Genomic DNA, 26,222 nt, shown 5'->3' on the forward strand with positions numbered 1-26,222 from the left:
GCGGCTAAAGCCTCGGGCGGGGTGATCCTTTGGGAAAACGTGTGTATGATGCGGCAGCCGGGAAATTCCCGGCTTTTTTGCGTCTGCACGTTTGATTGCTGTTTTCAGGCAGAAGACCGAGTTGAATGACTCGACAGGATTTTCGAGGAAAGTGGTTGGCGAAGCCGGTTCGAGGCTTTTCGCCGTGTTGTTCATGCGCGTGGTTTGCACATGAACCGATCATTTTCTGCTTCACTCAAGGCTCGCCCGACGGCTTGCCGCCCGGATCATAGGGGAATGGCGTAATGGCAACGGTAGACCGCTGGCTGCTGCCAGATGGCATCGAAGAAGTACTGCCACCAGAAGCGGCGCGCATTGAAGTGGCGCGTCGTCAGGTGTTGGATCTGTTCCAGAGCTGGGGTTACGAGTTTGTCGTGACTCCCCATATCGAGTACCTGGAATCCCTGCTGACCGGCGCGGGCTCGGACCTCGATTTGCGTACCTTCAAGGTCATCGACCCGCAATCGGGCCGGCAGATGGGGTTCCGTGCCGACATCACGCCGCAAGTGGCGCGCATCGATGCGCACACTTTGCGTCGCGAAGGGCCGAGCCGTCTGTGCTATGCCGGTAGCGTGCTGCACGCCCAGCCGCGTGCATTGTCGTCCTCGCGCAGCCCGATTCAGTTGGGTGCCGAGTTGTACGGCGATGGCAGCCCGAGCAGTGATGTGGAAGTCATCAGTCTGATGTTGGCTATGCTGCAACTGGCCGATGTGCCGGATGTACACATGGACCTCGGCCATGTCGGTATCTACCGTGGCCTGGCCCGCGCCGCAGGTTTGTCCGGCGAAGTCGAGCAACAATTGTTCGATGCATTGCAACGCAAGGCCATCGACGAGGTCATTACCTTGACCGAAGGCCTGCCTGCCGATCTGTCGGGCATGCTGCGCGCATTGGTCGATTTGTGTGGCGGCCGTGAAGTGTTGAGCGCTGCCCGCGAGCGTCTGGCGAATGCGCCGGCCCCGGTTCTGGCTGCGCTTGACGACCTGTTGGCGATTGCCGAGCGTTTGTCCGTGCGTTTCCCGGAACTGCCGCTGTACTTCGACCTTGGCGAGTTGCGCGGTTACCACTACCACACCGGTGTGGTGTTCGCGGTGTTCGTGCCGGGTGTTGGCCAGTCCATTGCCCAGGGCGGTCGTTACGACGACATCGGCGCCGACTTCGGTCGCGCTCGTCCGGCCACTGGCTTCTCTACCGATTTGAAAACCCTGGTGACCCTGGGGCGTGCTGAAATCGAGCTACCGTCTGGCGGTATCTGGATGCCTGACAGTACGGATGCGGCACTCTGGCAGCAGGTTTGCCAGTTGCGCAGTGAGGGTCAGCGTGTCGTTCAGGCATTGCCTGGGCAACCCTTGGCCGCCGCCCGTGAAGCGGACTGCGACCGGCAATTGATTCAGCAGAACGGGCTTTGGCAAGTATTGCCGCTGGCTTCTTGAGTTTTCCTGCCGGCTGCCGCCGGCACCAAGTTTGCGCGAATGAGGACAAGTGTTATGGGTAAGAATGTCGTAGTCCTGGGCACCCAATGGGGTGATGAGGGCAAAGGCAAGATCGTTGATCTGCTGACCGAACATGCTGCCGCCGTAGTGCGCTACCAGGGTGGCCACAACGCTGGTCACACTCTGGTGATCGACGGCGAGAAAACCGTCTTGCACCTGATCCCCTCGGGCGTGCTGCGCGAAGGCGTGCAGTGCCTGATCGGTAACGGCGTGGTGGTTGCACCCGACGCTCTGCTGCGGGAAATCATCAAGCTGGAAGAGAAAGGCGTACCGGTGCGCGAGCGCCTGCGTATCAGCCCGTCCTGCCCGCTGATCCTGTCCTACCACGTAGCGCTGGACCAGGCTCGTGAAAAGGCCCGTGGCGAGCTGAAGATCGGTACCACCGGTCGCGGCATCGGCCCGGCCTACGAAGACAAGGTTGCACGTCGCGGTCTACGCATCGGTGACCTGTTCCATCGTGAGCGTTTCGCCGCCAAGCTGGGCGAGTTGCTGGATTACCACAACTTCGTTCTGGTGAATTACTACAAAGAACCAGCGATCGATTTCCAGAAGACTCTGGACGAGTGCATGGAGTACGCCGAGCTGCTGAAGCCGATGATGCTCGACGTCACCGCCGAGCTGCACGAGCTGCGCCGCGCTGGCAAAGACATCATGTTCGAAGGCGCTCAAGGTTCCCTGCTGGACATCGACCACGGTACCTACCCGTACGTCACCAGCTCCAACACCACTGCGGGCGGCATCGCCACCGGTTCGGGTTTTGGTCCGATGTACCTGGATTACATCCTGGGTATCACCAAGGCCTACACCACTCGCGTCGGTTCGGGTCCGTTCCCGACTGAGCTGTTCGATGATGTTGGCGCGTTCCTCGCCAAGCGTGGCCACGAGTTCGGCGCTACCACTGGTCGTGCCCGTCGTTGCGGTTGGTTCGACGCCGTCATCCTGCGTCGCGCTATCGACGTCAACAGCATTTCGGGCCTGTGCCTGACCAAGCTGGACGTGCTGGACGGTCTGGAAACCATCAACATCTGCGTTGGCTACAAGAACCAGGACGGTGCAGTGATCGACGCACCGACTGACGCTGACAGCTACATCGGCCTGGAGCCGGTGTACGAAGAGATGCCGGGCTGGACCGAATCCACCGTCGGTGCCAAGACGCTGGAAGAGCTGCCACAAGCTGCTCGCAACTACATCAAACGCGTTGAAGAGTTGGTCGGTGCGCCGATTGACATTATTTCGACGGGCCCGGATCGCAACGAAACCATCGTTCTGCGTCACCCGTTCGCCTGATAAGTCGTTGATGTACAAAACAAAGGCCCCTTAATTGGGGTCTTTGTCGTTTATGCCTGCCGGACGGCATGACCTTTGCTGTGATCTTGATTAAAAGCATCGCTTCCAGTGCGCCATCAATTTAATGGCGCCAAAGCAGAGGGATTTTAAGTGTCGGCCGTTCTCTCATTGTTACAAAGCCGTTTATTGCGGCCGGTGTTCGTTACCCTTGGTATCGCCCTTTTGGTGCAGGTGCTGGTGGCTGTTGCCCTGACCCGGAGCACAGTGACTGCGCTGGAAGCCGATCTGGGTGTGCGTCTGGGCGCTGACAGTCAAAAACTCTCTGGCGAGCTTGAACAGGCAGGACGTGAAGTCACATCCAGCCTCGACAGCCTCTCGACTAGCACGCGTCAGCGTCTCACGGCTGGTTTGTCCTCGCGTTTGAAGGATGAGCAGGCGCAGTTGCGCACGGCGTTGGAAAAAGACCTGAAGGACTCCGCCAATGATATGGCGCAGCTTCTGGCCTCGGTTGCCCCCCGCGCCATGTGGGACAGCGACGTTCCAACCCTGTCTGAGTTTGCCCGCCGTGCACAGCGTAATCCCAACGTGTTGTTCGTGGTTTACGACGATGCTACGGGGCAGCACCTGACGCGCTATCTGAATCGCGAAAACCCGATCAACAAGGCCTTGCTGGAAAAGGGGCAAGGCGAACGCGCGCTGGACAAAGTGCTGGATGCGGCGAAGAACGATCCATCGGTTTATTACCTTGAAGCCTCTATCAACCCTAACGGCGTGGAAATCGGCAAGGTTGTGATGGGGGTCTCGACCGCCTCGGTGGAAACCGACCTTGCGGCCCTCGATAAGCGTTTTTCGGCGCTGATTGCCAGCAGTGATCAACTGGTCGGCGACAGCCTCAAGGGTGCGGCTGCAGACAGTGCAGCGGCCATGGGCGCGCGGTTGCAGTCGGCGCAGTCCACGGCAGCTGAAATGAAATCCAATACCGCCAGTACGGTGCAGGAAGCGGCAGCGACCTTGCGCTGGCGCATCGGCATGGGCCTGGCGCTGGTCGGTTGCGGTGTGCTGCTGTTGCTGGCTGTGGTGTTGGGGCGTCGAGTGGTCAACCGCTTGAAGCTGCTGATCAGTGCCATGGATGATCTGGCGGCGGGAGAGGGCGATCTGACAAAGCGTGTGCAGATCAACAGCAAGGACGAAATCGGCGACATGGCCTCGGCGGTCAATCGTTTTGTGGATAAGTTGCAGCCGATTGTGCGCGAAGCGGGCGATGTGGCTCAGCGTACCGGCGTGGAAATCGGTGCCATGACCCTGCGCAATGCAGGGGCTGATAAGGCGGCGGGGATGCAGCGCGATGAAGTGGCCGAGAGCTTGCGTGCGTTGTCGCGGATGGCGGATGAAGCCCAGTCTGAAAGCCACGCCATGCAGGCTGCGTTGCAGCAGGTGGTGGACATTCGTTCGGCCACGGATGAAAACACCCGGACCTCGGCGAAAGTCGGCAGCCTGATTGAAGCGTTGGCCGGGCAGGTCGATACTGGTGCGAAAGTCATCGAGCGGCTGGCGCAGCAGAGTGAGCAGATTGAAGTGGTGTTGACGGTGATTCACGGAATCGCCGAACAAACCAATCTGCTGGCACTCAACGCAGCCATCGAGGCGGCGCGTGCGGGAGAGACCGGTCGCGGGTTTGCTGTGGTGGCTGACGAAGTGCGGGCGCTGGCGAGCAAGACGCAGAGCTCGACCGGCGACATTCAGGCGCACATCGTTGCCTTGCAACAAGGTGCGCGTGAGGCGGTGGCGGCGATTGGTCAGGCTGGACGTCAGGCCAGCGAAGGTTTGCTGGTCTTGCGCGACAGTGCGCGGTTGCAGCAGTCGGTGCAGGCGTCGGTCGAGCAGGTGCATGCGGCAATTGGTCTGGCGACTCAGGCCGCGGCGCATCAGGCGCAAGGCGCGCAGGCGGTGCGCGGTCGAGTTGAAACCATTCATGCGCAGGCTGAGAAAGCAGCTCAGGCGGTGGTTGAGACCACGGCCAGCGGCAAGGTGCTGGATGGCTTGGCAGCGCAGTTGAAGGCGAGTCTGGGGCAGTTCAGGGCGTAAGACTTGCATTGGCTGGTCTGCCTCCTTCGCGAGCAGGCTCGCTCCCACAGTTGATTGAGAGTGTTCACACATTTTGTGTTCGCCAACAACCACTGTGGGAGCGAGCCTGCTCGCGAAAGCGGTCTCAACGGCTCAAATACATCCGGGTTGTTAACAAATAAACCGGCACCCCCGACACCAAAATCAACAACGCCGCATAAGGCGCCGCCGCCGCGAATTCCACATTCGCGGTATGTGCCCAAACCTCGGTCGCCAAGGTGTTGAGCCCGGTCGGACTCAACAGCAGCGTTGCCGTCAGCTCCTTCATTGCATCCAGAAACACCAGCGCAAACGCCGCGCCCAGCGCCGGGAAAATAATCGGCAAGGTAATCCGGTAAAACGCAGTGAGCGACGTAGCTCCCAGCGTGCGTGCAGCCTCTTCCAGTTGCGGAGCAGCCTTGTTCAGGGCCGTTCGAATCGGCGCCTGGGCCAACGGCAGAAACAACAGCGCATAAGCAATCAGCAGCAAGGCCGATGTCTGGTACAGCGCCGGCACATAGTGCAGGGCGAAATACACCAGCGTCAGCGCAATGACCAGGCCCGGCAGCGCATGCAGCAGATACGGCAAGCGCTCGGCCCAGATCGCCAATCGGCCTTTGTAGCGTACCACCAGCAATCCCACCGGCACGGCCAGTACCAGGCAGAGCGCCGCGCCTCCTAGTGAAAGAGCAAGTGACGACACCAGTGCTTCACCAATCGCCGCCACCGGGAACGCGGCTGAAGAACCGACCGCCAGCCAATACACCAGCATACCCAGCGGAATGCCGCTGCCGATGATCGCCAGGCTCAGGCAGTAAAGCTGTCCGGCGCTGGCCCAGGGCCCCAATTGAACCTGTTCCGCTTGTCGCGCCGCGCCTTGGCCGGTACGAACATGCCGGCCATTGCCGCGAACCCTCAGTTCCAGCCACAGCAATATCAGGCACAGCGCCAGCAACACCGCTGAAAGCATCGCCGCGTTGGCATTGCTGAATTCCAGTTCGAACTGCTGATAAATCGCTGTGGTAAAGGTTTGCAAGCCGATGATCGACAACGCACCGAACTCCACCAACATATGCAGCGCGATCAGCAGTGAGCCCGCCAGCAATGATGGCCAGAGCAACGGCAACGTGACTCTGAAAAACACGCCCCAACGATTCTGTCCAAGCGTTCGGGCAGATTCTTCAAGAGAGGGATCAAGATTGCGCAACGTCGCCGCAACGGGCAGAAAGATCAGCGGGTACTTTGACAGCGTCATCACCAGAATCGCCCCGCCCAACCCTTCGAAGTGAGCGCTGAGCGAAACCCAGGTGAAGCTGCTGACAAACGCCGGCACTGCAAATGGCAGGCACAGAATCACGCCCCACAAACGACGTCCCGGCAGATTGCTGCGTTCCAGTAGCCAGGCCAGCGACAGGCCAATCACGCCGCAGGCCAGTGTCACGCCAGCCATCAACGCCAATGTATTACGCAGCAGTCCAAACACATAAGGTCGCCACAGCAGATGCAACGCTTCGGCCCAGCCGGCTTGCCAGGCCTTGAGCCCGACGTACATCAGCGGCAACAGGCTGAGCACGACCAGCAGCAGAACCGGGAGCAGCAGCCAGATTGATGGCTGCTTGCGCTGTGGCACGTAACCCCCGCGCGACGCGGGGGTGGATAACGATGCGCTCATCAGTTCAAGCCAACGTCACGTTCCAGGTCCAGAGCTTGTTCGGCATTGCCCAGATCGGCCGGTGTGACGTTAGGGGCTTGCAGTTCACTGAACGGTTTGAGGCCGCGATCCGATTCCATGCCTTTATGCAGCGGGTATTCAGCGGTGGTCTGGGTGATCACGCGCTGACCTTCTTCGCTGACCATATACGCGAGGAGTTGCTGGGCTTCTTGTGGGTGTTTGCTGGATTTCAGCGCGGCCGCGCTGGAAACGGTGATTAGCCCGCCGACGTCGCCGCCGGTGAAGTAATGGAGTTTCGAATCGAGCTGGCCTTTCTCGCGTTGCAAGGCGAACCAGTAATAGTTATTCACCAGTACGGTGGCGACTTCGCCATTTTCCACGGCTTTCAGGGCCACCATATTGTTGCTGTAGGTCTTGCCGAACGCGCGCAGGCCAGTCAGCCATTCTTCGGCCGCATCCATGCCATGCACTTTGATGATTGCGACGGCCTGTTCCTGAAAGGCGCCGCTGGAAGGCACGAAGCCGACCTTGCCTTGCCATTTCGGATTGGAGAGCTCCATTACCGACATGGGCAGGTCCTTCTCGTCAATCAGCTTGGGGTTAAATGCAACGACTCGGACCCGAGCCGTGATGCCGATCCAAGTGCGGTTGCCTGCTACATATTCCTTGGGCAAAACCGCCAGTGTGGCGTCGTCGGTCTTGGCCAGCAGGCCTTGCTCGCCCAGTTTGTTAAGCGGCGGCGATTCTTCGGTGTAAATCACATCGGCGGGGGAGCGCTCGCCTTCTTCCACGATCTGGCTGGCGAGCTGGTTGCTGCTGCCTTTGCGCACATTCACATGGATGCCGGTCTTGGCTTCGAAAGCCTTGGCGATGGCGTCGCCGACTTCCTTGTGTTGACCGTTATAGAGCGTCAGGGAAACCGACTCGGCAGCCTGGGTGAGGGGAGTGGCGAGTACCAGGCTGAGCAGGGTGAAGGTCAGGCCGCGGCGCAGGGTATTTCGAAACATCATTCGCAGGGTTCCTCACTGTCGCATTGCAAAAACTTGCAACAATGATAAACGATATTGTTTCTCATGTGCGCTTTGCGCGGGTGGGCAAGGCTCTGCTAGAGCGTTGCGATTGTTTTTTAAACCCCGGAAACGCAAAACCCCGCTTTCGCGGGTTTCTGTGAAATTCAAGATCTTGACCTTGAATTTGAATTGGTGCCCAGAAGAAGACTCGAACTTCCACGACCTTGCGGTCACCAGCACCTGAAGCTGGCGTGTCTACCAATTTCACCATCTGGGCATTCATCGCAAGCGTTGCCGCTGTTGATGTGGCGCACTATACGGAGAGCATTTTGATCTGTAAACCCCTGATTTAGATTTAATAAATCAGATGCTTAGAATGCAAAAACCCGCTTTCGCGGGTTTTTGTGTGAGCCTGGAAATTGAACTAATCTCAAGCTCGAAATTGGTGCCCAGAAGAAGACTCGAACTTCCACGACCTTGCGGTCACCAGCACCTGAAGCTGGCGTGTCTACCAATTTCACCATCTGGGCAGTATCGGCAGCGCGTCTGCGTCGTCGATGGCGCGCACTATACGGAGCGTCTTTTTAACTGTAAACCCCCGACATCAAAAAAACTTGGGAAATTTCGCCAGTGGTATTCAAATCGGTGTTGCGATGTCGATAAAGGGCTTTAGAAGGGCTGTCACAGCTTGAAATTTCCCGTTTCATTACGCCTATGCCAAACTAACCCGCATATAGACAAGGTGAAAACTCTCTAATGGCCGATTGGCAGTCCCTCGATCCCGAGGCCGCTCGTGAAGCGGAAAAATATGAAAACCCTATTCCTAGCCGCGAACTGATCCTTCAGCACCTCGCTGATCGAGGTTCGCCTGCAAACCGCGAGCAACTGGTCGAAGAGTTTGGTCTGACCACAGAAGACCAGATCGAAGCCCTGCGCCGCCGCCTGCGCGCCATGGAGCGCGACGCTCAACTCATCTATACCCGTCGCGGCACCTATGCGCCGGTGGACAAGCTCGACCTGATCCTGGGCCGCGTTAGCGGTCACCGTGACGGCTTTGGCTTCCTGGTCCCGGACGACGGCAGTGACGACCTGTTCATGAGCCCGGCGCAAATGCGCCTGGTCTTCGACGGCGACCGTGCCCTGGCCCGCGTTTCCGGCCTCGACCGTCGCGGTCGCCGTGAAGGCATGATCGTCGAAGTAGTGTCCCGTGCTCACGAAACCATCGTCGGTCGCTACTTCGAAGAAGGCGGCATCGGCTTCGTCGTTGCGGACAACCCGAAGATCCAGCAGGAAGTGCTGGTCACGCCGGGTCGCAATGCCAACGCCCAGATCGGTCAATTCGTTGAAGTGAAGATCACTCACTGGCCGACACCACGCTTCCAGCCGCAAGGCGACGTGGTCGAAGTCGTGGGTAACTACATGGCGCCGGGCATGGAAATCGATGTCGCCCTGCGCACCTACGACATTCCTCACGTCTGGCCCGAAGCGGTCTTGAAAGAAGCCGCCAAGCTCAAGCCAGAAGTCGAAGAGAAAGACAAAGAAAAGCGCATCGACCTGCGCCATCTGCCGTTTGTGACCATCGACGGTGAAGACGCGCGCGACTTCGATGACGCGGTTTACTGCGAATCCAAGCCGGGCAAGCTGCGTCTGTTCTCCGGTGGCTGGAAGTTGTACGTGGCGATTGCCGACGTTTCCAGCTATGTGAAAATCGGTTCGGCCCTGGACAATGAATCCCAGGTTCGCGGCAACTCGGTGTACTTCCCTGAGCGCGTTGTGCCGATGCTGCCTGAGCAGCTGTCCAACGGTCTGTGCTCGCTGAACCCGCACGTCGATCGTCTGGCCATGGTTTGCGAGATGACCATCTCCAAGTCTGGCGAAATGACCGACTACTGCTTCTACGAAGCGGTGATTCACTCCCACGCCCGCCTGACCTACAACAAAGTCAGCGCGATGCTGGAAACGCCAAAACTCACCGAGGCGCGTCAGCTTCGTGGTGAGTACAACGACGTTCTGCCGCACCTCAAGCAGCTTTACGCACTGTACAAAGTGCTGCTGGCTGCTCGTCACGTGCGTGGCGCGATTGATTTCGAAACGCAGGAAACCCGGATCATCTTCGGGACTGAACGCAAGATTGCCGAAATCCGTCCGACCGTTCGTAACGATGCGCACAAGCTGATCGAGGAATGCATGCTGGCGGCCAACGTGGCCACCGCCGAATTCCTGAAAAAGCACGAAATCCCGGCGCTGTACCGCGTCCACGATGGTCCGCCGCCGGAGCGTCTGGAAAAATTGCGCGCCTTCCTGGGTGAGCTCGGCCTGTCCCTGCACAAAGGCAAGGATGGCCCCTCGCCGAAGGATTACCAGGCCTTGCTGGCAAGCATCAAGGACCGCCCGGATTTCCATCTGATCCAGACCGTCATGCTGCGTTCGTTGAGCCAAGCGGTGTACAGCGCTGATAACCAGGGCCACTTCGGCCTGAATTACGAAGCCTATACCCACTTCACCTCGCCGATCCGCCGCTACCCGGACTTGCTCACGCACCGGGCGATCCGCAGCGTCATCCACTCCAAGCAGAACACACCGCATGTTCGCCGTGCTGGTGCGATGACCATCCCGAAAGCGCGCATCTATCCGTACGACGAAGCGGCGCTGGAGCAACTCGGCGAGCAGTGCTCGATGAGCGAGCGCCGTGCCGACGAAGCGACCCGCGACGTCGTGAACTGGCTCAAGTGCGAGTTCATGAAAGACCGTGTGGGCGAATCGTTCCCGGGGGTGATCACTGCTGTGACCGGTTTCGGGCTGTTCGTCGAACTGACCGATATCTACGTCGAAGGCCTGGTGCACGTCACCGCGCTGCCGGGCGATTACTACCACTTCGATCCAGTGCATCACCGCTTGGCCGGTGAACGTACTGGTCGCAGCTTCCGTCTGGGCGATACCGTTGAAGTGCGCGTGATGCGCGTTGACCTCGACGAACGCAAGATCGACTTCGAGATGGCTGAAAAAACTATCAGCGCGCCGATTGGTCGCAAGAAGCGCGGAACCGAAACAACCGCTCCTGCCGCTACAACCGCCGCAGAACCGGCGCCGGCAAAAACCGGTCGTCGTCCTGCCAAGGAAAAGGCTGTCGAAGCCTATCGCCCAAGCGATGCTGCGGCGAAAAACGCCGAGCTGCGTAAAAGCCGTGAAATGAAGCAGGCGTTGCTGTCTGAGGCAAAAAGCGGCGGTAAAGCGGCGTCTGGGGGAAAGACCGGGCGGTCGGCGCCTGACAAGGCCTCCGGCGGCAAGCCAGCAAAACCGAGCAAACATCGTAAAGGCCCGCCAAAAGCGGGTGCTGCTCCAGCCGGCAGAAGCGGCGGGGCGCGTAAACCTAAGGCCAAACCATGAGTCAGTTGGAAAAGATCTACGGCGTGCATGCGGTAGAAGCATTGCTGCGCCACCACCCGAAACGCGTCAAGCAGATCTGGCTGGCAGAAGGCCGCAGCGAGCCGCGAGTACAGGCGCTGATCGCGCTGGCGAATGAAAATCGCGTGCCCGTCGGCAACGCTGAGCGTCGCGAACTCGACGCCTGGGTTGATGGTGTGCACCAAGGCGTGGTGGCGGACGTGAGTCCGAGCCAGGTCTGGGGTGAGGCGATGCTCGACGAGCTGCTGGATCGCAGCGAAGGCGCACCTCTGCTGCTGGTGCTCGACGGTGTGACCGATCCGCACAACCTTGGTGCTTGTCTGCGTTCGGCCGATGCGGCCGGTGCGCTGGCGGTGATCGTGCCGAAGGACAAGTCAGCCACGCTGACCCCGACGGTCCGTAAAGTGGCCTGTGGCGCGGCGGAAGTGATTCCGTTGGTCGCCGTGACCAATCTGGCGCGCACCCTGGAAAAACTCAAGCAGCGTGGTTTGTGGGTTGTCGGCACGGCAGGTGAAGCTGAGCAGAGTCTGTATCAGCAAGACATGACTGGCCCGACCATCCTGATCATGGGGGCAGAAGGCAGCGGCATGCGCCGTCTGACCCGCGATCTTTGCGACTACCTGGTGCACTTGCCGATGACTGGCAGCGTCAGCAGCCTCAACGTGTCCGTGGCGACTGGCGTCTGCCTATTCGAAGCCCAGCGTCAGCGCAGTGTCAAAGCTGCCGCAGCCGGCAAAAAGTCTTAAGTCAGCTGTAATCCCTGTGGGAGCGAGTCTGCTCGCGATAGCGGAGTAACATTCAGCATCAAAGTTGAATGTCATGCCCCCATCGCGAGCAGGCTCGCTCCCGCAGTGTTTTGTATTTGGGTGAAGATGGGTGGTTGTTCAAATAATCACCAATTGCCTTGCGCCTCTCCCGTCCCTTCTCTACAATTGCGCCCCTTGCTGTGACGGCAGGCACGCATGTGTCTATCGCAAGCAAGTCCATTAGTGTCATTCACTCCTTGTCTGACCGCTTTTGAGCGGCAGGCTACAACCCGTAAGGAGCATTCATGCGTCATTACGAAATCATCTTTTTGGTCCACCCGGATCAAAGCGAGCAAGTCGGCGGCATGGTTGAGCGTTACACCAAGCTGATCGAAGAAGACGGCGGCAAAATCCACCGTCTGGAAGATTGGGGCCGTCGTCAACTGGCCTACGCAATCAACAATGTTCACAAGGCTCACTACGTGATGCTGAACGTTGAGTGCACTGGCAAGGCCCTGGCCGAGCTGGAAGACAACTTCCGCTACAACGATGCAGTGATCCGTAACCTGGTCATCCGTCGCGAAGAAGCCGTTACCGGCCAATCCGAGATGCTCAAGGCTGAAGAAAACCGCAGTGAGCGCCGTGAGCGTCGCGACCGTCCTGAGCACGAAGGCGCTGAAAGCGCTGACAGTGATGACAGCGACAACAGCGATAACGCTGACGAGTAATCCACGGACCTTTTGAGGAGCCTATTACATGGCACGTTTCTTCCGTCGTCGTAAATTCTGCCGCTTCACCGCTGAAGACGTGAAAGAGATCGATTACAAAGATCTCAACACTCTGAAAGCTTATGTATCCGAGACCGGCAAAATCGTTCCAAGCCGCATCACCGGTACCAAAGCACGTTATCAGCGTCAGCTGGCCACCGCTATCAAGCGCGCCCGCTTCCTGGCCCTGCTGGCCTACACCGACAGCCACGGCCGCTGAGACCGGGCAGTCGACTCGTAGCAAAGGATTGAATGCATGCGTGCCATAGCTGAGTTCATCATGCGCGGCCGTATGCAGGCCACTCTCGTAGTGGCTGGATGCGTAACATTGCCGTTGTTGTATTGGTTGGGTGCTGCCGCTGGATGCCTTGTGCTTCTGCGGCGCGGATTGAAGGACGCCCTTGGCGTTCTTGCTCTGGGAATGCTGCCGGCGTTGATCTGGTGGCTTTACTCGGATGACCCTCGGGCACTTCTGGTGTTGTTGGGTTCTTCGAGCCTTGCGTTGGTTTTGCGCGCAAGCGAATCCTGGTTCCGCGTGCTGCTGGTCAGCATAGCGATGGGAGTGGTGTTTTCAGTGGTGCTGGGGGCGACTTTTGCCCCTCAAATCGAGATGCTGGCGCAGGCTTTGATAAAAGTCATGCCGTCGCTACTCGGTGATGTCTACGAGAAGTTATCGGTAGACGAGCAAGCGCATTTTGCGTCCCTGATTGCACCGGTCCTGACCGGCCTGATTGCGGCCTTGTTGCAAATCGTCAGTGTGCTGAGCCTGCTTGTCGGGCGCTACTGGCAGGCGTTGTTGTACAACCCGGGTGGTTTTGGTCGCGAGTTTCGCGCCATCCGATTCCCGCTTTTGCCAGCGATGTTGCTGCTGGCGTGCATGCTTCTGGGGCCAAACATTGGTCCACAGATGGCCATGTTAACGCCGTTGTGCAGTGTACCGCTGGTGTTCGCCGGGCTGGCCCTGATTCACGGGCTGGTGGCGCAAAAGCGACTGGCCAGGTTCTGGCTGGTGGGGTTGTACGTCACGCTGTTGCTGTTTATGCAGCTGATCTATCCGTTGCTGGTGGTCTTGGCCATCGTCGACAGCCTGATTGATTTTCGCGGTCGTTCGGCACCGAAAGATGCCGATAACGCGAACGGTGAAGGTTAAAAGTTAAGAGGATTTTCACATGCAACTGATCCTTCTGGAAAAAGTCACCAACCTGGGCAACCTGGGTGACAAAGTGAACGTTAAGGCTGGTTACGGTCGTAACTACCTGCTGCCTTACGGCAAAGCTACCGCTGCGACCGCTGCCAACCTGGCTGCGTTCGAAGAGCGTCGCGCTGAGCTGGAAAAAGCCGCAGCAGACCGTAAAACTTCGGCTGAAAACCGTGCCGCACAACTGGCTGAGCTGGAAGTGACTATCACTGCCACCGCCGGTGACGAAGGCAAGCTGTTCGGTTCGATCGGCACACACGACATCGCTGATGCACTGACCGCCTCTGGCGTTGAAGTTGCAAAAAGCGAAGTTCGTCTGCCGAACGGCACCATCCGCAACGTAGGCGAATTCGACGTAGCCGTGCACCTGCACGCTGAAGTTGAAGCCACCGTACGCGTTGTCGTGGTAGCAGCTTAAGTAGTACTTGTCGGCTGGCACCCTTGGGTGCTTGCCGGTAACATCGGGCACGATCCTGTTTACAGGTCGTGCCCTTTGTCTTTCTGATTCCCCCTAATTCCAAGTGGCCATGAACGATATCTCCGCACCCGAGCAATACGATCTGCAAACCGCTTCCCTGAAAGTGCCACCGCACTCCATCGAGGCCGAACAGGCCGTGCTCGGTGGTCTGATGCTGGACAACAACGCCTGGGAACGCGTGCTCGATCAGGTTTCGGACGGCGATTTCTATCGACATGACCATCGTCTGATCTTCCGTGCGATCGCCAAGCTCGCCGACCAGAACTCCCCCATCGACGTCGTGACCCTTGCCGAGCAATTGGACAAGGAAGGTCAGACCTCGCAAGTCGGTGGTCTCGGTTATCTCGGCGAGCTGGCGAAAAACACCCCGTCCGTCGCTAACATCAAGGCCTATGCCCAAATTGTCCGTGCGCGGGCAACGTTGCGTCAGTTGATCGGCATCGCCACCGAGATCGCCGACAGCGCCTTCAACCCGGAAGGCCGCACGGCAGAAGAGATTCTCGACGAAGCTGAACGGCAGATCTTCCAGATCGCTGAGGCCCGGCCAAAAACCGGCGGCCCGGTGAGCGTGAATGACCTGCTGACCAAGGCCATCGACCGCATCGACACCTTGTTCAACACCGACAACGCCATTACTGGCCTGTCCACCGGCTACACCGACCTCGACGAGAAGACCAGCGGCCTGCAACCGGCCGACCTGATCATCGTCGCCGGCCGTCCATCCATGGGTAAAACCACCTTTGCGATGAACCTGGTGGAAAACGCCGTGTTGCGCAGCGACAAGTGCGTCCTGGTTTACTCGCTGGAGATGCCAGGCGAATCGCTGATCATGCGTATGCTGTCGTCCCTCGGTCGTATCGACCAGACCAAGGTCCGGGCCGGTCGCCTGGATGACGACGATTGGCCGCGCCTGACCTCGGCGGTTAACCTGCTCAATGATCGCAAGCTGTTTATCGACGATACGGCGGGCATCAGTCCATCGGAAATGCGTGCGCGGACTCGACGTTTGGTGCGAGAGCACGGCGATGTCGGGCTAATCATGATCGACTACCTGCAATTGATGCAGATCCCAGGTTCGGGCGGTGACAATCGGACCAACGAAATTTCCGAGATCTCCCGTTCCTTGAAGGCCCTGGCCAAGGAATTCAACTGCCCGGTGGTGGCGTTGTCCCAGCTCAACCGCTCCCTGGAGCAACGGCCGAACAAGCGCCCGATCAACTCCGACCTCCGGGAATCCGGAGCGATCGAGCAGGATGCTGACGTGATCATGTTCGTTTACCGGGATGAGGTTTATCACCCGGAAACCGAGCACAAAGGCATCGCCGAGATCATCATCGGTAAACAGCGGAACGGCCCGATCGGCACGTCACGACTGGCGTTCATCGGCAAATACACCCGCTTTGAAAACCTCGCGCCGGGTAGCTACAACTTCGACGACGAATAAAAAACCTGTGGGAGCGAGCCTGCTCGCTCCCACATGGGTTGTGCGCAATTTCCGACCATAGCCGTCGGAATTGGTTATTTTTTGTGCTATATTCCGCGCCCGCGATTTTTCATCTCAACACCGGTCATCGTCATGCAAACAGCCAAGCCGTTATTTGACTATCCCAAGTACTGGGCCGAATGCTTCGGTCCAGCGCCATTCCTGCCGATGAGCAGGGAGGAGATGGATCAGCTTGGCTGGGATTCCTGCGACATCATCATCGTCACCGGTGATGCGTACGTTGACCATCCGTCGTTCGGCATGGCAATCATCGGCCGGCTGCTGGAGTCGCAAGGCTTCCGCGTCGGGATCATTGCCCAGCCAAACTGGCAGTCCAAAGACGACTTCATGAAGCTCGGCGAGCCGAACCTGTTCTTCGGCGTCGCGGCCGGCAACATGGACTCGATGATCAACCGCTACACCGCCGACAAGAAAATCCGTTCCGATGACGCCTACACCCCCGGTGGCCTGGCGGGCAAACGTCCGGACCGCGCGAGCCTGGTTTACAGCCAGCGCTGCAAGGAAGCCTACAAGAACGTGCCAATCGTTCTCGGTGGCATCGAAGCCTCCCTGCGCCGCATCGCCCACTACGATTACTGGCAGGACCGGGTTCGCAACTCGATCCTGATCGACGCCTGTGCCGACATCCTGCTCTACGGCAACGCCGAGCGTGCGATCGTCGAGGTCGCCCAGCGGCTGTCTTATGGTCACAAGATCGAAGACATCACCGATGTGCGCGGCACCGCGTTCATCCGTCGTGACACGCCGAAAGACTGGTACGAAGTCGACTCCACGCGCATCGACCGTCCGGGGAAGGTCGACAAGATTATCAACCCGTACGTGAACACCCAGGACACCCAAGCCTGCGCCATCGAGCAGGAAAAGGGCCCGGTTGAAGATCCGAGCGAAGCCAAGGTCGTGCAGATCCTCGCCAGCCCGAAAATGACTCGCGACAAGACCGTGATTCGTCTGCCGTCGGTCGAGAAAGTCCGTGGCGACGCGGTGCTTTATGCTCACGCCAACCGCGTGCTTCACCTTGAAACCAACCCGGGCAACGCCCGTGCGCTGGTGCAGAAGCACGGCGAAGTCGACGTCTGGTTCAACCCGCCGCCGATTCCAATGACTACTGAAGAAATGGACTACGTGTTCGGCATGCCCTATGCGCGCATTCCGCACCCGGCGTACGGCAAGGAAAAGATCCCGGCCTACGACATGATCCGCTTCTCGGTGAACATCATGCGTGGCTGCTTCGGCGGCTGCACTTTCTGCTCGATCACCGAGCACGAAGGCCGGATCATCCAGAACCGTTCCGAAGAGTCGATCATTCGCGAAATCGAAGAGATCCGCGACAAGGTCCCAGGCTTCACCGGCGTCATTTCCGACCTCGGTGGACCAACCGCGAACATGTATCGCATCGCCTGCAAGAGCCCGGAAATCGAATCCGCGTGCCGCAAGCCGTCGTGCGTGTTTCCTGGTATTTGCCCGAACCTGAACACCGACCACTCGTCGCTGATTCAGCTGTACCGCAGCGCCCGTGCCTTGCCGGGTGTGAAGAAGATTCTGATCGCTTCCGGCCTGCGCTATGACCTTGCGGTCGAGTCGCCGGAGTATGTCAAAGAGCTGGTGACCCACCACGTTGGTGGTTACCTGAAGATCGCCCCGGAACACACCGAGGAAGGTCCGCTCAACCAGATGATGAAACCGGGCATCGGCAGCTATGACAAGTTCAAGCGCATGTTCGAGAAGTACTCCAAGGAAGCCGGGAAAGAGCAGTACCTGATTCCGTACTTCATCGCCGCCCACCCGGGCACCACCGACGAAGACATGATGAACCTGGCCCTGTGGCTCAAGGGCAACGGCTTCCGTGCCGACCAAGTCCAGGCGTTCTACCCGTCGCCGATGGCCACCGCCACTGCGATGTACCACTCGGGCAAGAACCCGCTGCGTAAGGTCACTTACAAGAGCGACGCCGTGACCATCGTCAAGAGCGAAGAGCAGCGTCGTCTGCACAAGGCGTTCTTGCGTTATCACGACCCGAAAGGCTGGCCGATGCTGCGTGAAGCGCTGACCCGCATGGGCCGCGCCGACCTGATCGGGCCGGGCAAGAATCAGTTGATCCCGCTGCATCAGCCGGCGACCGACAGCTACCAGAGCGCCCGTCGCAAGAACTCGACACCGGCCGGAAGTCACAAGGTTGCAGGGGAAAAGACCACCAAGATCCTGACCCAGCACACCGGCTTGCCGCCGCGTGCCAGCGATGGCGGTAATCCGTGGGACAAGCGTGAACAAGCCAAGGCTGCGGCGTTCGCTCGCAACCAGCAGGCGGCCAAGGAGCGCAAGGACGCGGCCAAAGGCAAAGGCCCTAAACCCGCCCGCAAGCCGGTTGTACCGCGCTAAGCTGCGCATGAGCTGAACAGAACGCCAACCTTCGGGTTGGCGTTTTGCGTTTCTGAGCCACAGAAAGCGGAGCGCCGGGTCGGAAGCTGTGTTGAGGCAACAGGCCTCTTCGCGGGCGAGTCCATCCAATTACAGGGGATCTGCTGTGAACGCAGAATCTGGGGGCGACCTCGAACCCTGAAGGAGCGGGCTTGCCCGCGAAGAGGCCAGTTCAGCCGCAACAAAACCCGACTGAAGCCCCCGCTCGCAACATTTGCGTGCAACTGACCCCAACCAATTTCTCGCATCGCCCGATTTTGGTGCTGTACTGCCTCAAGCAAACGGAGAAAGCGCCAGCGTTGCCGCGATGGCATAAGTCTTGCGCGCTTTCGATAACGCTTAGGGCTCGCAGGAGGCACGCCGTGTCGATTCATGTCGCATTGCACCACGTCACACATTACCGCTACGACCGGGCTGTCGAGCTCGGTCCGCAGATCGTTCGCCTGCGTCCGGCCGCTCACAGTCGCACGCGGATATTGTCGTATGCGCTGAAAGTCTCGCCTGAGCAGCACTTCATCAACTGGCAACAAGACCCCCAGGGCAATTACCTGGCGCGTTTGGTGTTCCCGGAAAAAACCGATGAGCTGCGGATCGAAGTCGATTTGCTGGCAGAGATGGCGGTCTTCAACCCTTTCGACTTCTTTCTTGAGCCTTACGCGGAAAAGATCCCGTTTGCCTACGCCGAGGACGAGCGCAAGGAGTTGGCGCCGTATCTGGAAACCTTGCCCCTGACGCCGACGTTCAAGGCCTATCTGGACGGCATCGACCGCACGCCTCTGCCGAGCGTGGATTTCCTCGTTGCGCTTAACCAGCGCTTGAGCGAAGACATCGGTTACCTGATTCGCATGGAGCCAGGCGTGCAGACACCCGAGCACACCCTCGAACAGGCTTCCGGGTCCTGCCGAGATTCGGCGTGGTTGCTGGTGCAATTGCTGCGTAACCTCGGGCTGGCCGCGCGCTTCGTCTCCGGTTACCTGATCCAGCTGACCGCCGACGTCAAAAGCCTCGACGGTCCGTCGGGCACTGACGTGGACTTCACCGATTTGCACGCTTGGTGCGAGGTGTATTTGCCGGGTGCCGGCTGGATCGGCCTGGACGCCACGTCAGGGCTGTTTGCCGGTGAAGGTCATATTCCGTTGGCGTGTAGCCCCGATCCGGGCTCTGCTGCACCGATCAGCGGCTTGGTGGAACCGTGCGAGTGCGAGTTCACCCACGAAATGTCCGTGGAGCGGATTTGGGAAGCCCCGCGCGTCACCAAGCCCTACACCGAAGACCAGTGGCAGGCGATTCAGACGCTGGGCCGACAGATCGATGCCGACCTGCTGGAAGACGATGTACGCCTGACCATGGGTGGCGAGCCGACCTTTGTTTCCATCGACGACCCGGACGGCGCCGAATGGAACACCGCCGCTTTGGGGCCGGACAAGCGTCGACTGTCCGCCGAACTGTTCCAGCGCATGCGCAAACACTACGCACCCAAGGGCCTCGTACATTTCGGCCAGGGCAAGTGGTACCCCGGCGAGCAATTGCCACGCTGGTCACTGAACTGCTACTGGCGTCGCGACGGCGTGCCGATCTGGCACAACAGCGGGCTGATCGCCGACGAGCAGGAAGACTACGGCGCCGATGGCGCACTGGCCGGACGCTTTCTGGCGAGTGTCGCGGAGCGGCTGAAGATTCCGACACGCTTCGTGTTCCCGGCCTACGAAGACAATTTCTATTACCTCTGGCGCGAAGGCACATTGCCGCAGAACGTCAGCGCTGAAGACTCGCGTCTGGAAGAGCCGCTGGAGCGTGCGCGCCTGCGTAAAGTCTTCAGCCAGGGGCTGGATAAAGTCATCGGCCAGGTCCTGCCGCTGGCGCGCACCGCCAAGGGTGATCAATGGCAAAGCGGTCGCTGGTATCTGCGTGACGAGCATTGCCGGCTAGTGCCGGGGGATTCGCCGCTGGGTTATCGCCTGCCGCTCGGCTCGCAGCCTTGGGTGAAAGCGGCCGAGTATCCGTTCATTCATCCCAACGACCCGAATCAGGCATTCCCCGCGCTTCCCGACACCATGGCGTTGAACAGTCCGGGCACGCCGGCCGAAGCGGTTGAGCGCGAGCCGAAAATCGACGAGTCCGCCGACTGGCTGACACGCACGGCGTTCTGCGCCGAGGCCCGGGAAGGGCGGTTATACCTGTTCATGCCGCCGCTGGAGCGGGTCGAGGACTATCTGGAACTGGTCACCGCCATCGAGGCCACGGCTCAGGAACTGCATTGCCCAGTGTTGCTGGAGGGCTATGAGCCACCCAGCGATCCGCGCCTGAGCAACTTCCGCATCACCCCGGATCCGGGCGTGATCGAGGTGAACGTGCAGCCGTCCGCGACCTGGGATGAATTGGTCGAACGCACCGAGTTTCTGTATGAAGAAGCGCGCCAGACCCGACTGACCACCGAAAAATTCATGATCGACGGTCGGCACACCGGCACCGGCGGCGGAAACCATTTCGTGCTGGGCGGCGCAACACCCGCTGACTCACCGTTTCTGCGTCGTCCCGATCTGCTGCGCAGTCTGATCAGTTACTGGCATAACCATCCGTCACTGTCCTACCTGTTTTCTGGATTGTTCATCGGCCCGACGTCTCAGGCCCCGCGCGTTGATGAAGCGCGCAACGACGCGCTGTATGAACTGGAAATCGCTTTTGCGCAGATGCCTGAACCGGGCGAGGAATGCGCGCCATGGCTAGTGGATCGGCTGCTGCGCAATCTGCTGATCGACGTGACTGGCAACACGCACCGCGCGGAGTTCTGTATCGACAAGCTTTACTCGCCGGACGGTGCGACCGGACGCCTTGGCTTGCTGGAGTTGCGTGCGTTCGAAATGCCACCACACGCGCGCATGAGCCTGGCTCAGCAGTTGTTATTGCGGGCGCTGGTGGCGCGGTTCTGGCGCGAGCCTTACGCGCCGCCGAAACTGGCGCGCTGGGGCACTGAACTGCATGACCGTTTCCTGTTGCCGCACTTCATTGAGCAAGATTTCGCCGATGTGATCGTTGATCTCAATGCGGCCGGTTATCCGGTGCGAGCCGAGTGGTTCGCCGCGCATCTGGAATTCCGTTTTCCCAAGGTCGGTGATTACGCGGTCAGTGGCATTGAGCTGCAATTGCGTCAGGCGCTGGAGCCTTGGCATGTGTTGGGCGAGGAGGGCGCAGTCGGCGGCACGGTACGGTATGTGGATTCGTCGCTGGAGCGCTTGCAGGTCAAGCTCACCGGTCTGCCACCCCAGCGCTATTTGCTGACCTGCAACGGCGTTCCGGTGCCGTTGCAACCCACCGGGCGGGTCGGCGAGTTTGTCGCCGGCGTGCGATTTCGCGCGTGGCAACCGGCCAACTGCCTGCAACCGACTATCCCGGTCCATGCGCCATTGGTGTTCGACCTGCTCGACACCTGGATGCAACGTTCGCTGGGCGGCTGCCAATACCACGTGGCCCATCCGGGCGGGCGCAACTACGACAGCCTGCCGGTGAACGCCAATGAGGCCGAGAGCCGGCGCATGGCGCGGTTTTTCCGCATCGGACACACGCCAGGGAAAATTCCTGTACCGACTCTGGAAATTAACGACGAGCTACCGATGACGCTCGATTTACGACGTTTCTAAATCGTACGCGACGCCCGGATTTTTCGTATATCCGGGTGTCATGAGCCTGCGTTAGTCTGACTGTTCATTGCTGTCTGCCGAGCTTTCCATGCCTGATCTGCTTGATCACTACCCGCTTACGGCGGGCACCTATCACGAACTGCTCGACGACAGCGGCGGCGTACGCCCGCACTGGCGTCGGTTGATCGACCAATTGCAACGCAGTACACCATCGCAGTTGGTGCAGCGTCAGGCCTTGCTGACCCGGCAGATCCAGGAAAACGGCGTGACCTACAACGTCTATGCCGACCCCAAGGGCGCAGACCGGCCGTGGGAACTCGACCTGCTGCCGCATGTGATTGCCGCTGATGAGTGGGCGCAGTTATCCGCCGGGATCGCTCAACGGGCGCGTCTGTTGAATGCAGTACTGGCGGATCTGTATGGCCCGCAACGTTTGATCGCCGAAGGTCTGCTGCCAGCGGAACTCGTATTTGGGCACAACAACTTCCTCTGGCCTTGTCAGGGGATTACGCCGCCCGACGGGGCGTTTCTGCATCTATACGCCGTCGATCTGGCGCGCACGCCCGATGGCCGCTGGTGGGTCACGGCGGACCGGACTCAAGCACCCTCCGGCGCCGGTTATGCCCTGGAAAACCGCACGATCGTCTCCCGGGCCTTTCCCGAGCTGTATCGCGATTTGAAAGTGCAGCATCTGGCCGGGTTCTTCCGCACGCTTCAGGAAACACTGGCTCGGCAGGCGCCTCGCGATGAGGAAGCACCGCTTATCGTGTTGCTCACGCCGGGACGCTTCAACGAAAGCTATTTCGAACACCTGTATCTGGCACGTCAGCTCGGTTACCCGCTGGTGGAGGGCGGCGACCTCACGGTGCGGGATGCCACTGTCTACCTGAAAACCCTGAGCGGTTTGCGCCGGGTTCACGCGATCATGCGCCGGCTCGACGATGACTTCTGCGATCCGCTGGAACTGCGCACCGATTCCGCATTAGGCGTGCCGGGGCTGCTCGAAGCGGTGCGACAGGGGCGGGTGCTAGTGGCCAATGCTCTCGGCAGTGGCGTGCTGGAGTCGCCGGGGTTGCTGGGCTTTCTGCCGAAGATCAATCAGTTCCTGTTTGGTGAAGAACTGATCCTGCCGTCCATCGCCACTTGGTGGTGCGGTGAGGCGCCGGTGCTGGCTCAAGCGCTGGAAAAACTGCCAGAGTTATTAATCAAACCGGCTTTCCCCTCGCAAAGCTTTGCACCGGTGTTTGGTCGTGACTTGAGTGAAAAACAGCGGCTGGCCCTTGCCGTACGCATGCAGGCGCGGCCTTATGCCTATGTTGCGCAAGAAATGGCCCAGTTGTCCCAGGCGCCGATCTGGCAAGCCGAGGACGGTCAGTTGCAACCGCGTGCCATCGGCATGCGCGTTTACGCGGTGGCCAGCCATGACGGCTATCGGGTTTTACCGGGAGGCCTGACCCGGGTGGCCGCCGAGGCGGACGCCGAAGTGGTGTCGATGCAGCGCGGCGGTGCGAGCAAGGACACGTGGGTGTTGGGCGATCGTCCACCCAGCGGCGAGCAATGGAAAACCCAGCGCACGATCGGTGTGCATGACCTGGTACGGCGAGACCCTTATTTGCCCTCGCGGGTGGTGGAAAACCTGTTCTGGTTCGGCCGCTATTGCGAGCGCTGTGATGACAGCGCGCGACTGCTGCGGATCATGCTGGCGCGCTACGTGGACGGCGATGATCCGCAAGCCTTGCAGGCGGCTGTCGACCTCGGTGAACGGTTGAACCTGTTGCCCGATGAAGGCGAGCTGCCAGAGCGCCTGTTGGCTGCATTGCTCGGCGAAGACTGGCCATTCAGCCTGCGTTCCAATCTGCAGCGCTTGCAGTGGGCGGCCTCGCAAGTGCGCGGCAAACTCTCGCGGGAAAACTGGCAGGCGCTGGTGGAGTTGCAGCGCGAGGCCATGGAGCTCGAAACCGAAGAACCGGATTTCGGCGAACTGCTGGATTTTCTTAACCGTCTGGTGATGTCGCTGGCGGCGCTTTCTGGCTTCGCCCTGGACGACATGACCCGGGACGAAGGCTGGCGTTTCCTGATGATCGGGCGGCGGATCGAACGCCTGCAATTTCTCAGCGCCAGCCTGGCAGCGTTTTTGCGCGGCGCCGGGGCTTTCGATCAAGCCGGATTGGAGTGGCTACTGGAATTGGGCAACAGCAGCATCACCTACCGTTCGCGGTACCTGGCGGTGGCGCAACTGCTGCCAGTGCTAGACCTGTTGCTGCTCGATGCGCAAAACCCTCACGCCGTCCTGTTCCAGTTGAAGCTGGTGACTCGAACCCTGAAACGCTTGAATGACGACTTTGGTGTGCCTCGCGAAGCGGGTTTGCCGTTGTTGGTGGAGCGACTGGCGCAATTCGATCTGGGTTGCCTGGAAAACGCTTTGTTCGGCGAAACCAGCGTCCGCGCCGCGCTCAATGGGCTGGCCGATTTGCTGCAAGAAATTGCCGATGCCAGTGGCCAAGTGTCGGATCGCCTGGCTTTGCGCCATTTCGCCCATGTCGATGATGTCAGCCAGCGCACGGTGTCCGTCTGATGAGTGCTCACTACCAGATTTTCCACGACACCCATTATCACTATGACAGTCCGGTGTCCTTGGCCCAGCAGCTCGCGCATCTCTGGCCGCGGCCTTGCGCGTGGCAGCGCTGTACTGCACAACAATTGCAGATCAGCCCCGACCCGACCGCGCGCCGGGATGAGCTGGATGTGTTTGGCAATCCGCTCACGCGATTGGCCTTCGAGCGCCCGCATGATGAGTTGCTGGTCAACGCCAGCCTTACCGTCGAAGTCCTCGCCCGGCCCACGCTGGATTTCAATCAATCGCCGCCCTGGGAAGATACCCGCAACGCGTTGACCTACAGCAGCCAGCCGCTGTCCCCCGAAGTGCTTGAAGCCTGCCGGTATCGGTTCGAATCGCCTTACGTGCATTTGAAGCGCAACTTCGTTGAGTTCTCCGAGAGTTGCTTTCCGGCGGGGCGACCGTTACTGCGGAGTGTTCAGGCATTGATGGAGAAGATCTTCAGCGAGTTCACTTTCGACGCCGAAGCGACCCAAGTGGCGACGCCGTTGGTGGAAGTGCTGGAGCGCAGACGCGGGGTCTGTCAGGACTTCGCTCATCTGATGCTCGCCTGCGTGCGTTCCCGTGGTCTGGCCGCTCGCTATATCAGCGGTTATCTGCTGACTCAGCCACCGCCCGGTCAGCCCCGGTTGATCGGCGCGGACGCGTCCCATGCCTGGGTCTCGGTGTTTTGCCCGGTACTGGGTTGGGTCGATTTCGACCCTACCAACAACGTTCAACCGGCACTCGAACACATCACGCTGGCCTGGGGCCGGGATTTCTCCGATGTCTCGCCATTGCGCGGGGTGATTCTGGGAGGGGGCAATCATGACCCGGAAGTCAGCGTTACCGTGATGCCACTGGAATAGTGGAGAACTATTGTGGTGTTCTTTAGATAGGGATATTTCAGAGAGGACTGTGAGGGTCAGCAAAGTGACTGCTGACCCTGGACACAGATCCGGTGGGCCTGATCAGATCATCCGGCCCTGAGGGTCTCAGGCGTCGGGTGCCTGATCTTTCGGTGCTTCAGTTTCGTCTGTAGCCACTTCGCCTTCGGCATCCGGGTTCAGTGCTGCTGCTTCTTCTTCAGCTGTAGCTTTCTTGCGCTGAAGCTTTTCCTCTTTCTTCTGCTCCTTGGCCAAGTCTCTCTGACGTTTGGCGAAGGAATAATTAGGTTTAGCCATGGGCGATCCTCTGGGGTCGAAGGTGAGGTTGAGCGGCGCATATTCTGCCCTGTATCGGTGCCGAGCCGTTAGCTGGGTTTTTGATCGGTCCATTTTGGCAGGACCGACGGTTGCCAGGCGTCCAGTGCATCGAGCAGGGTTTGCGGTGATTCGCTCACTTGCAGCATGTCACGGTGCGGTGCGCGAACGAAGCCTTCGCCGACGATATGATCAAGAAAACCGGTCAATTTGTTGTAGAAACCGTTCACTTCAAGCAATCCAAGCGGCTTGCCGTGGTAGCCGAGCTGGCCCCAGGTCCAGACTTCGAACAGTTCTTCCAGCGTACCCAGGCCGCCAGGCAGAGCGATGAACGCGTCACTGAGTTCGGCCATCCGCGCCTTGCGCGCATGCATGCCGTCGACCACTTCCAGGCGCGTCAGGCCGCTATGGCCGATTTCCTTGTCTTTGAGGCTTTGCGGGATGATCCCGATCACTTCCCCGCCGGCTTCCAGTGCCGCATCGGCAACAATCCCCATCAAGCCCACGGCGCCGCCGCCATAGACCAGAGTCAACTTGCGCTCGGCCAAGGCGCGCCCCAAGGCAACCGCCGCTTCACGATAAGCTGGATCGGTGCCGGTGCTGGCGCCGCAAAATACACAAACAGACGTTAAAGACATGCCTTGCTCCAGGGTCAAGATGGCCAACAGA

At 59.6% G+C, this 26,222-nt stretch carries 18 protein-coding genes and 2 tRNA genes; 14 read left to right on the top strand and 6 right to left on the bottom strand.

Going from position 1 to position 26,222, the window contains the following annotated elements; translation table 11 throughout:
• The first annotated feature begins 284 nt into the window (after positions 1–284).
• The 3 genes from AC3ISI_RS02660 (at position 285) to AC3ISI_RS02670 (ending at position 4,904) form a co-directional block, all read left to right on the top strand.
• Positions 285–1,472 carry an ATP phosphoribosyltransferase regulatory subunit gene (locus AC3ISI_RS02660; RefSeq protein ID WP_007945592.1) on the top strand — a complete coding sequence of 396 codons (1,188 nt, stop codon included), beginning with the start codon at positions 285–287 and terminating at the stop codon, positions 1,470–1,472.
• A 54-nt stretch (positions 1,473–1,526) separates the two neighbouring features.
• Positions 1,527–2,819, top strand: coding sequence for an adenylosuccinate synthase (locus tag AC3ISI_RS02665; protein ID WP_010464193.1), 1,293 nt, complete (start codon positions 1,527–1,529; stop codon positions 2,817–2,819).
• A gap of 150 nt (positions 2,820–2,969) precedes the next feature.
• Positions 2,970–4,904, top strand: coding sequence for a methyl-accepting chemotaxis protein (locus tag AC3ISI_RS02670; RefSeq protein WP_489335360.1), 1,935 nt, complete (start codon positions 2,970–2,972; stop codon positions 4,902–4,904).
• A 124-nt stretch (positions 4,905–5,028) separates the two neighbouring features.
• Here the strand turns inward: AC3ISI_RS02670 and AC3ISI_RS02675 are convergent, their stop codons facing one another.
• From AC3ISI_RS02675 to AC3ISI_RS02690, 4 genes are all read right to left on the bottom strand, one after another.
• The gene (locus AC3ISI_RS02675; RefSeq protein WP_489335361.1) at positions 5,029–6,594 is read right to left on the bottom strand and encodes an ABC transporter permease; all 1,566 of its coding nucleotides are present in this window, start codon (positions 6,592–6,594) and stop codon (positions 5,029–5,031) included.
• Complete coding sequence (locus tag AC3ISI_RS02680) at positions 6,594–7,604, bottom strand: extracellular solute-binding protein (RefSeq protein ID WP_489335362.1); 1,011 nt, start codon at positions 7,602–7,604, stop codon at positions 6,594–6,596. Before AC3ISI_RS02680 ends, AC3ISI_RS02675 begins: the two co-directional genes overlap by 1 nt.
• Before the next feature lie 190 nt (positions 7,605–7,794).
• Positions 7,795–7,881: transfer RNA gene (locus AC3ISI_RS02685), tRNA-Leu, on the bottom strand.
• Positions 7,882–8,047: 166 nt separating this feature from the next.
• Positions 8,048–8,134 (bottom strand) — tRNA-Leu (locus AC3ISI_RS02690).
• A 226-nt stretch (positions 8,135–8,360) separates the two neighbouring features.
• Here AC3ISI_RS02690 and rnr point away from each other — a divergent pair.
• The 11 genes from rnr to AC3ISI_RS02745 all read left to right on the top strand — a co-directional run bounded on the left by rnr (position 8,361) and on the right by AC3ISI_RS02745 (position 25,220).
• On the top strand, positions 8,361–10,991 hold the full coding sequence (gene rnr, locus AC3ISI_RS02695; protein ID WP_489335363.1) for a ribonuclease R: 2,631 nt from the start codon (positions 8,361–8,363) through the stop codon (positions 10,989–10,991).
• Positions 10,988–11,755, top strand: a complete 768-nt coding sequence (gene rlmB / locus AC3ISI_RS02700; protein ID WP_489335364.1) for a 23S rRNA (guanosine(2251)-2'-O)-methyltransferase RlmB — start codon at positions 10,988–10,990, stop codon at positions 11,753–11,755. The genes rnr and rlmB overlap by 4 nt, the downstream gene beginning before the upstream one ends.
• Before the next feature lie 305 nt (positions 11,756–12,060).
• Positions 12,061–12,483: a 30S ribosomal protein S6 gene (rpsF, locus tag AC3ISI_RS02705; protein ID WP_003217491.1), complete on the top strand. Its 423-nt coding sequence runs from the start codon at positions 12,061–12,063 to the stop codon at positions 12,481–12,483.
• Positions 12,484–12,511: 28 nt separating this feature from the next.
• Entirely contained in the window at positions 12,512–12,742 is a 231-nt protein-coding gene (gene rpsR, locus AC3ISI_RS02710; RefSeq protein ID WP_002551829.1) for a 30S ribosomal protein S18, read from the top strand.
• Between the two features lie 36 nt (positions 12,743–12,778).
• On the top strand, positions 12,779–13,672 hold the full coding sequence (locus AC3ISI_RS02715; RefSeq protein ID WP_489335365.1) for a hypothetical protein: 894 nt from the start codon (positions 12,779–12,781) through the stop codon (positions 13,670–13,672).
• A 19-nt stretch (positions 13,673–13,691) separates the two neighbouring features.
• Positions 13,692–14,138, top strand: a complete 447-nt coding sequence (gene rplI, locus AC3ISI_RS02720; protein WP_008157007.1) for a 50S ribosomal protein L9 — start codon at positions 13,692–13,694, stop codon at positions 14,136–14,138.
• A gap of 109 nt (positions 14,139–14,247) precedes the next feature.
• Positions 14,248–15,642, top strand: a complete 1,395-nt coding sequence (gene dnaB / locus AC3ISI_RS02725) for a replicative DNA helicase (RefSeq protein ID WP_489335366.1) — start codon at positions 14,248–14,250, stop codon at positions 15,640–15,642.
• Between the two features lie 132 nt (positions 15,643–15,774).
• Positions 15,775–18,078, top strand: coding sequence for a YgiQ family radical SAM protein (locus tag AC3ISI_RS02730; protein WP_401359648.1), 2,304 nt, complete (start codon positions 15,775–15,777; stop codon positions 18,076–18,078).
• A 401-nt stretch (positions 18,079–18,479) separates the two neighbouring features.
• Complete coding sequence (locus AC3ISI_RS02735) at positions 18,480–21,755, top strand: transglutaminase family protein (RefSeq protein ID WP_489335367.1); 3,276 nt, start codon at positions 18,480–18,482, stop codon at positions 21,753–21,755.
• A gap of 88 nt (positions 21,756–21,843) precedes the next feature.
• Positions 21,844–24,330 (top strand): circularly permuted type 2 ATP-grasp protein, encoded by a 2,487-nt coding sequence (locus tag AC3ISI_RS02740; protein ID WP_489335368.1) that lies wholly within the window; start codon positions 21,844–21,846, stop codon positions 24,328–24,330.
• Entirely contained in the window at positions 24,330–25,220 is an 891-nt protein-coding gene (locus AC3ISI_RS02745) for a transglutaminase family protein (protein WP_489335369.1), read from the top strand. The genes AC3ISI_RS02740 and AC3ISI_RS02745 overlap by 1 nt, the downstream gene beginning before the upstream one ends.
• Before the next feature lie 126 nt (positions 25,221–25,346).
• Here AC3ISI_RS02745 and AC3ISI_RS02750 read toward each other — a convergent pair whose 3' ends face one another.
• Complete coding sequence (locus AC3ISI_RS02750) at positions 25,347–25,535, bottom strand: hypothetical protein (RefSeq protein WP_007947526.1); 189 nt, start codon at positions 25,533–25,535, stop codon at positions 25,347–25,349.
• Positions 25,536–25,603: 68 nt separating this feature from the next.
• Positions 25,604–26,191, bottom strand: a complete 588-nt coding sequence (locus tag AC3ISI_RS02755; protein WP_489335370.1) for a cytokinin riboside 5'-monophosphate phosphoribohydrolase — start codon at positions 26,189–26,191, stop codon at positions 25,604–25,606.
• Positions 26,192–26,222: the final 31 nt, after the last annotated feature.

It is taken from the genome of Pseudomonas sp. GL_139_B (assembly GCF_057834475.1).

Coding starts and splice junctions, on each gene's coding strand:
- AC3ISI_RS02660 (WP_007945592.1), top strand. CDS start 285: ATGGCAACGGTAGACCGCTGGCTGCTGCCAGATGGCATCGAAGAAGTA.
- AC3ISI_RS02665 (WP_010464193.1), top strand. CDS start 1,527: ATGGGTAAGAATGTCGTAGTCCTGGGCACCCAATGGGGTGATGAGGGC.
- AC3ISI_RS02675 (WP_489335361.1), bottom strand. CDS start 6,594: ATGAGCGCATCGTTATCCACCCCCGCGTCGCGCGGGGGTTACGTGCCA.
- AC3ISI_RS02680 (WP_489335362.1), bottom strand. CDS start 7,604: ATGATGTTTCGAAATACCCTGCGCCGCGGCCTGACCTTCACCCTGCTC.
- rnr (WP_489335363.1), top strand. CDS start 8,361: ATGGCCGATTGGCAGTCCCTCGATCCCGAGGCCGCTCGTGAAGCGGAA.
- rlmB (WP_489335364.1), top strand. CDS start 10,988: ATGAGTCAGTTGGAAAAGATCTACGGCGTGCATGCGGTAGAAGCATTG.
- rpsF (WP_003217491.1), top strand. CDS start 12,061: ATGCGTCATTACGAAATCATCTTTTTGGTCCACCCGGATCAAAGCGAG.
- rpsR (WP_002551829.1), top strand. CDS start 12,512: ATGGCACGTTTCTTCCGTCGTCGTAAATTCTGCCGCTTCACCGCTGAA.
- AC3ISI_RS02715 (WP_489335365.1), top strand. CDS start 12,779: ATGCGTGCCATAGCTGAGTTCATCATGCGCGGCCGTATGCAGGCCACT.
- rplI (WP_008157007.1), top strand. CDS start 13,692: ATGCAACTGATCCTTCTGGAAAAAGTCACCAACCTGGGCAACCTGGGT.
- dnaB (WP_489335366.1), top strand. CDS start 14,248: ATGAACGATATCTCCGCACCCGAGCAATACGATCTGCAAACCGCTTCC.
- AC3ISI_RS02730 (WP_401359648.1), top strand. CDS start 15,775: ATGCAAACAGCCAAGCCGTTATTTGACTATCCCAAGTACTGGGCCGAA.
- AC3ISI_RS02740 (WP_489335368.1), top strand. CDS start 21,844: ATGCCTGATCTGCTTGATCACTACCCGCTTACGGCGGGCACCTATCAC.
- AC3ISI_RS02745 (WP_489335369.1), top strand. CDS start 24,330: ATGAGTGCTCACTACCAGATTTTCCACGACACCCATTATCACTATGAC.
- AC3ISI_RS02750 (WP_007947526.1), bottom strand. CDS start 25,535: ATGGCTAAACCTAATTATTCCTTCGCCAAACGTCAGAGAGACTTGGCC.
- AC3ISI_RS02755 (WP_489335370.1), bottom strand. CDS start 26,191: ATGTCTTTAACGTCTGTTTGTGTATTTTGCGGCGCCAGCACCGGCACC.